Here is a 3,880-nt window from a genome sequence, read left to right on the forward strand (position 1 = left end):
AGGTATCAGCGGTTTGATCTTGGTTGAGGCTAGTTCTTGCAGATAGCCCCGTTGATGAGATATCATCAACGGGGCTTCGCTGTTGTCGATCAGAGGCTAGTGGGGCGACCACCCTCGGCGCTCCAGTTCGCGGCGAAGAACCAGGTTCTCCCCGTGCGCCTGCTCCAGCGCCTTGCGGAGTTCTGTGATCTCCTGGCGGTGCCGCTTCTTCAGCCGGGCGACCTCGGCGGTGAGGGCAACGACGATGTTGTTGTCGCTGTCGCCTTCTGCCGGGACCGGCCGGGGTGCCGGGTGGTGTGTCCGCTGGTGCTCGATCCTGGCCCGCAGCCCCGGGTTCTTGTAGAGGAAGTTCTGCGAGACACCTGCCTCGCGCTGGACGGCTTGGAAGGTCACCTGCTCGCCTCGCTTGACCAGCCGCCGTATGGCCGCCTCCGCGGCCTTGATCTTCTCCTCCGACTTCCGGCGGGCGGCTTCCTTGAGGGTGTCGATCCGCTGCTGCCTGTTGTCGCTCACGGCTGCGTCCCCCGGTGGCGGGTGGTGTCGATCGTGATCGGGGTCGGGCCTGCGGTGAGGCTGCCAGCGCCCTGACAGGGTCGCCCAGGAGCCTCCTGCATGGAGGCCAGCAGCTTCACCAGGGCGTCACGCTCGGCGGTCCGCTGGACGAGCCACACGTTGTCCTCGGGCATCGGCCAGCCGTGCCGGGCCTGGAACGCGGAGGTCTGCCGCTGGATGAGAGCCTCGGTCTCGTCGAGCTGTCGCTTGAGGGTGTCCAGGTGGCTGGAGTCAGTGACGAACACTGAGCAGGTCAAGCACGCGTTGCCCTTGTCGCAGGTCTGCAACGGGGGCAGCAGGCAGTACCCGTGAGGCAGGAACCGGTCCGCCCGGTTGAACAGCTGCATGCCGTCGTGGTCCTCGCGGGAGAACGTCACGGTGGTGCCGTCCGCCTTGAACTTCCGCGTCGCCAAGAACGCCTGCTCGGAGTGCTCCTCGCGCCGGGCCACGTAGTGCATGGACATGGTGGGGTTCGCGTGCCCGGCATACCGCTGGAGGACGTGAACGGGTAGTCCCAGCTCGGCGAGGCGGGTGATGCGAGTGTGCCGGAACCGGTGGGTCTTGCTGAGTCTGACCGGCCGCCCGTTGCTGTCGGTGATGTTCACCTGCTCGCTGAACTCATGCAGGGTGCTGCTGTATTGGCGAAGGCTGATGTGCTTGTTGCCGTGCGCGTTCGCATTGTGCGCGGGGAAGAGGTAGCGGGACTGGATGCCGGGGAAGCGTTCGCGGACCCACTGCTGCTGTTCCTCGATCACGCCGACGACTTCGGCGTCAACGAGGATCGTGTCCGGCGCCCGGTCGATCTTGCTCTGGGCATAGCAGAACCGGGCGACCTGCTCGCCCTCGGCAGCTTCGATAGCCCGGTCTGTGGCCGGGGAGAGGCAGTCGAAGCTGCACATGGTGATCTCGCTGGCTCGGCGGCCAGTGAGGATTTGCAACAGCAGCATGCGCATGACCTGCGGATACTTCTCTCCCAGCTCTGGAAGGTGTTCGGTGATCTGGGAGAGCGCGTGGTCGTCCACGTAGTGCTCATCGTTGACCAGCGGTCTCCCTCGTTCGTGAGTGATCTGCTTGCGCCAGACCGCCGCGTGCACGTCGGTCAGTTCGTCCCAGGAAGACGGGCCGATCTGGAGGCGACACTCCTCACGGTTCTCCGCGACGAACGCCATCAGGTCCGAGACAGCCCGCAGGTTGCCGTTCACCGCCCTGGAGCTGACCGCGTCTGTAGCTCGCCCTCGGTTCGCGGGGTCGCTTGCCCAGCGGCGGAAGGCCGCAGACTGAGCACTCGCATGCGCGAGATCCCTGGTCAGTTCCGCTGGCTCTTCGAGGGTAGACAGCCATCGGTCCAGCAAGAAGAAGGAGGGCACTCGGTCCCCGGCGACGGTTGACCAAGTGAGCGTTCCGGCTTCCAGAGAAGTCCCGAGGTACCACTTCACGGCATCACGGAGCCACGGAGTCCGCACTCGGCCGGGGCAGCAGCCGTCCGACGAGCGGGGCTCTCGCTCCCGGATCGGGATAAGGGGATCACACCTGGGAGACCAGAAGTCCAGGGACCACCACGGACCTTCGTTCAAACGAGCGACCAGGGCAGGTTGAGCGAACCGGAAGATCCCTCGCAAGCGGAACTGCCCCTGCCCTGGGAGCCGCCCGTGTTGGGCCGCGAACCATGCCGCGTGCAGCTTGAGGAAGGCTTCCATATCGACGTCAGTCAGCGACTGGACGGGCTTCCCGTTCGTGGCCGTCCACTCCAGCACCTTCGCGACCCGGTTGAAGGTGGTACCGCTGATGTTCACGCCGTCGCGGAACTGCCAGTGGGCCATCCAGGCCAGCTCGATCCGGAGGTGGTAAGGAAGGCCACCGAGCTTGATCTTCCCGGCGACACCGCCGTCTGTCCGCTCGCGCCAGCCGTCGATGCCGGCGCCGAGGACCTCGCCTTGCCATTCGGCTGGCAGGTCGGCGAGGAGCCGGGCAAACGGGTCCGGGGATGCCTGGGCGGGGAGGGCACGCAGGGCGTTAGAGGGCTTCAACGTTGACCTTCCAGCCGTTGGTGTAGTTCTTCCAGTTCGCTGCCGCCCGCAGGGCTTCGTCTTCGGTGACCCAGCCGTAGAGGTCCACGGTGGTTTGGACGTGGGCGTGTCCGAGGCGGCGGGAGACGACCCATTCGGGGGTGCCCCCGATGAGGAGCGCGGTGGCGTGGGTGTGCCGGAACCAGTGCGGTGTCCACTCGGCGGCGCCTTTGCCCTTGCGTTTGAGGGCGGCCACCTTGTCGCGGACAGTGCCCTCCCGCAGGGCAGACAGGTAGGGCGGCCGGTCGAGGTTCATGAACAGCGGGTCGCCGGGGTCGATGGGCATGCCGAGGTCGGCGGCCCGCATGGCCACGTGGGTGAGGTAGTCGGCGTAGAGGCGTTCGAGATCGCTGCCGACGTAGACGCGGCGGGGCTTGAGCATCTTCACGCGGGCGTCATTCGGGTTGTCCTCGCGGGGGACGACCTCGACGTGCGGGGTGCCGCCGCGTCCCATGACGAACTCATGGATGCGCATGCCCAGGGCCTCGCCGAGGCGCATGCCGCTCTCGGCCAGGAGGGCGAAGAGGAACCGGTCGCGCAGGTTGCCGACCCATTCGCCGGCCGCGGGGTCGTAGGTCGCGCAGCCGTCCAGGATCGCCTGTACCTGCTGCGGGAGCAGGATCGGGGGCCGGTCACGGCGCTTGACGGCGCGGACGCGCACTAGGGAAGACGAACCGGGCTCGGTGCGGGCGTCCAGGTGGGACAGCAGTCCTCGGGCCGGTGCCCTGCGCGGGGCTCCGCGCAAGATCTTCGCGGCCACGGGCACGTCGTTGACGGCGTCCTGCCACTTGTAGAAGGAGATCAGGGCGCCGAGCCGGGCCTCAAGCGTCGTGGCCTCCGGGCCGTCCTCGGGTGTGGTGATGATGTGCTCGACGGCCCGGCCGTTCCGCAGCCACGACAGGTAGGCGGCGACCGCCGGGACGCCGACCGCGTTCCACTTGCCGGTCTCATCGCGCTGTTCCAGGAAGGTCCACCACTGGGCCAGACTCGTTGCGTACGACCGGACGGTGTTCGGAGACCAGTACCGGCGGTGGGCCTCAAGCCACTCTTCGACCGGGGCGATCGTCTTGTAGTCCTCGCCGACCACGGTCCAGGTACGACGTTCCCCCAGTGGCCGGAGGGCAAGGGTGTACGCCATCTCCCCCCTCGTTCCTGCTCGTTGATGAGAGCCTGCTGATACCTCTTCATCAACGAGCAGGAACGAGGGCAGTCACTGCTCGTTCATTACGTAGATGAGATGTGGCTGAGCCCCGTGGATAACT

General features: G+C 66.7%; 4 protein-coding genes. 1 reads left to right on the top strand and 3 read right to left on the bottom strand.

What is annotated here, in order from left to right; translation table 11 throughout:
* Nucleotides 1-96 precede the first annotated feature (96 nt).
* Both ACFYX0_RS47035 and ACFYX0_RS47040 read right to left on the bottom strand, forming a co-directional pair.
* The gene (locus ACFYX0_RS47035; protein WP_388981794.1) at nucleotides 97-513 is read right to left on the bottom strand and encodes a DUF6262 family protein; all 417 of its coding nucleotides are present in this window, start codon (nucleotides 511-513) and stop codon (nucleotides 97-99) included.
* Complete coding sequence (locus ACFYX0_RS47040) at nucleotides 510-1,754, bottom strand: tyrosine-type recombinase/integrase (RefSeq protein WP_388981797.1); 1,245 nt, start codon at nucleotides 1,752-1,754, stop codon at nucleotides 510-512. The genes ACFYX0_RS47035 and ACFYX0_RS47040 overlap by 4 nt, the downstream gene beginning before the upstream one ends.
* Before the next feature lie 390 nt (nucleotides 1,755-2,144).
* Here ACFYX0_RS47040 and ACFYX0_RS47045 point away from each other — a divergent pair, with 390 nt between their 5' ends.
* Nucleotides 2,145-2,585, top strand: a complete 441-nt coding sequence (locus tag ACFYX0_RS47045) for a hypothetical protein (protein ID WP_388981800.1) — start codon at nucleotides 2,145-2,147, stop codon at nucleotides 2,583-2,585.
* On the opposite strand, the gene ACFYX0_RS47050 is transcribed toward ACFYX0_RS47045, so the two are convergent.
* Nucleotides 2,566-3,756: a tyrosine-type recombinase/integrase gene (locus ACFYX0_RS47050; RefSeq protein WP_388981802.1), complete on the bottom strand. Its 1,191-nt coding sequence runs from the start codon at nucleotides 3,754-3,756 to the stop codon at nucleotides 2,566-2,568. The two genes, ACFYX0_RS47045 and ACFYX0_RS47050, sit on opposite strands and share 20 nt — an antisense overlap.
* Between the last annotated feature and the right edge of the window lie 124 nt (nucleotides 3,757-3,880).

The organism is Streptomyces sp. NPDC002573 (genome assembly GCF_042889625.1).
Classification (GTDB): Bacteria; Actinomycetota; Actinomycetes; order Streptomycetales; family Streptomycetaceae; genus Streptomyces; species Streptomyces gibsoniae.

What these genes read in the sequence shown, in the direction of transcription:
- ACFYX0_RS47050 (WP_388981802.1), bottom strand. Translation starts at nt 3,756, where the DNA reads ATGGCGTACACCCTTGCCCTCCGGCCACTGGGGGAACGTCGTACCTGG.